This window comes from Candidatus Frankia nodulisporulans, assembly GCF_902806475.1.
GTDB classification, from domain to species: Bacteria; Actinomycetota; Actinomycetes; order Frankiales; family Frankiaceae; genus Frankia; species Frankia umida.
In genome coordinates, this window is the sequence record NZ_CADCWS010000404.1 from 1 (window position 1) to 2,434 (window position 2,434).

The 2,434-nt window shown below is 69.7% G+C and carries 3 protein-coding genes; 1 reads left to right on the plus strand and 2 read right to left on the minus strand.

Translation table 11 applies throughout. The features are described from left to right. Positions 1–122 precede the first annotated feature (122 nt). A complete protein-coding gene (locus G6R24_RS20260; RefSeq protein ID WP_163550732.1) occupies positions 123–323 on the minus strand; it encodes a hypothetical protein in 201 nt (66 codons plus the stop codon). Between the two features lie 214 nt (positions 324–537). Here G6R24_RS20260 and G6R24_RS20265 point away from each other — a divergent pair, with 214 nt between their 5' ends. Continuing rightward, complete coding sequence (locus G6R24_RS20265; protein WP_163550733.1) at positions 538–894, plus strand: hypothetical protein; 357 nt, start codon at positions 538–540, stop codon at positions 892–894. 240 nt (positions 895–1,134) lie between these two features. Here G6R24_RS20265 and groL read toward each other — a convergent pair. Continuing rightward, positions 1,135–2,434, minus strand: a 1,300-nt coding sequence (groL, locus tag G6R24_RS20270) for a chaperonin GroEL (RefSeq protein ID WP_163550734.1), incomplete at its 5' end; no start/stop codon positions are given.

A 2,434-nucleotide genomic window follows, 5' to 3' on the forward strand; every position in this document is an offset into this window, starting at 1 on the left:
TAGGGCTGTTCGGGGGCCAGCCGCATGTACTCCGCCACGAAGCGGGCCACCTGCTCGTACGTGGGCACGCCGTCACCGTAGCCTTTCGATCATGCCGAGCTCGAGAGAGGTCCGCGGCCCGCTCAGCTTGCCTTCGGATGCTCCTCGACAGCCAGCTGATCCAGCTCGTCCAGGAGGGCATCGAACGCGGCGTCGGACAGGCAGATGACGGTGCGGCCCGCCTTGACATCCTCGTGGGCCTCGTCGATCGCGCGCTGGGTGTCAGGGTCGGGCTCGTCAACCCACTCATGGGGCTCAGGGTGGGGCTGCGCCGTCGCATTCATGGCCAGCCTCCGCATCGATCCGTACCAATCCGCATCGTCGACTCAATCTTGACTTCGTCCACGATGACGTGCGGCGGCAGCCAGGGCGACCCGTAGGGCCGACGGACCCGAGCCGACACGACCGATGTTCCTGCGACTGTCGGCACGCGGAGGCTGGGCGCGGCAGCAACGGCCAACGTCGTGGATCCCGTGGACGGGGAGCCCCGACCGAGCATTGCCTGTCCCGGCCAGACCGAGCCGGCCCAGGCCCCCTCTCGCGCTGGCGCCGCCATCCCACAGGGGCCATGAACACAACCTGCCCGGCGTCGTCGCCGCCAGCTTCGCCGGCGAGTACGAGCACTCCGCGGTCACCGCGTCGCAGGTCGAGGAGCTACGCGCCATCGGCAGGCCGGTCAGCCAGGCGGTCGCGGAGATCCTGCCCTTCCTGGGGCACGGCGGCGACCGTCTCACCGCCGTGCGGGAGGGGCGAAGTCTGGCCCTGGAGCCGAACGCCTGGGACCTGATCGAAGCCCGCCGCCTGCGTGACCTCACCCAGACCGTTCTGGCCGACCACGACCGTCGAACTTCATGATCACTTTCCGATGTGTCGACGACACGCGCGGATCGTCGCATCGGCCACTTCCTCGACCCACGCCTTCATGGCCCACATCTCACCGCACCGGTGGATCGACAACGTCCTCGCCGGGCTCTGCCGCAAGGCAATCCCGGCCGCCCGCTGATGGGCAGACGCAGCGGGCCGGACCGCCGGCCGGCCACGGAGCGCGGCTGTCGGCGGTCCGGCCCGAGGGCTGATCAGGAGATCCGGTCGGGCTCAGAAACCCTGCTGGCGCATGGCGGCGTCGACCCCGGCGGCGTCGGCGGCCACGTCCTCGGGGGCGTTGGCCACGACGGCCTCGGTGGTCAGCAGCAGCGCGGCGATGGACGCGGCGTTCTGCAGCGCCGAGCGGGTGACCTTGACGGGGTCGATGATGCCGGCGGCGATCAGGTCGACGTACTGCCCGGTGGCGGCGTTGAGGCCGTGCCCGGTGGGCAGGTTGCGGACCTTCTCGACCACGACGCCACCCTCGAGACCGCTGTTGTAGGCGATCTGCCTGATCGGCGCGGCCAGGGCGACGCGGACGATGGCCGCCCCGGTGGCCTCATCCCCGGTGAGCGCGAGCTGCTCGAACGCCGGGCCGGACGCCTGGAGCAGGGCGACGCCACCGCCGGCGACGATGCCCTCCTCGACGGCGGCCTTGGCGTTGGAGACCGCGTCCTCGATGCGGTGCTTCTTCTCCTTGAGCTCGACCTCGGTGGCCGCGCCGACCTTGATCACGGCGACACCACCGGCGAGCTTCGCGAGGCGCTCCTGGCTCTTCTCCCGGTCGTAGTCGGTGTCGGCTGACTCGATCTCGTTCCGAAGCTGGCTGATCCGGGCCTCGATCTGCTCGGCGGAGCCGAGACCGTCCACGATGGTGGTCTCGTCGGCGGTGATGACGACCCGACGGGCCCGGCCGAGCAGGTCCAGCGTGGTGCTTTCCAGGGTGAGGCCGATGTCCGCGGAGATGACCTGGCCGCCGGTGAGGATCGCGATGTCCTCCAGCTGGGCCTTGCGGCGGTCACCGAAACCCGGCGCCTTGACCGCGACGCTCCTGAAGGTGCCGCGGATCTTGTTGACGACCAGGGTGGCCAGCGCCTCGCCCTCGACGTCCTCGCAGAGGATGAGCAGCGGCTTCGAGGTCTGCATGACCTTCTCCAGCAGCGGGAGAACGTCCTTGACCGCCGAGATCTTACTGTTGAGGATCAGCAGGTACGGGTCGTCGAGGACGGCTTCCTGCCGGTCGGCGTCGGTGACGAAGTACGGCGAGATGTAGCCCTTGTCGAAGCGCATGCCCTCGGTGAGCTCGAGCTCGAGACCGAAGGTGTTGCTCTCCTCGACGGTGATGACGCCTTCCTTGCCGACCTTGTCCAGCGCCTCGGCGATGAGCGCGCCGATCGCCGGATCACCGGCGGAGATGGAGGCGGTGGAGGCGATCTGCGCCTTGGTCTCCACCTCCCGGGCGGTCCGCAGGAGTTCGGCGACCACGCTGGCGACCGCGGCCTCGATGCCCTTCTTCAGGCCGAGCGGGCCC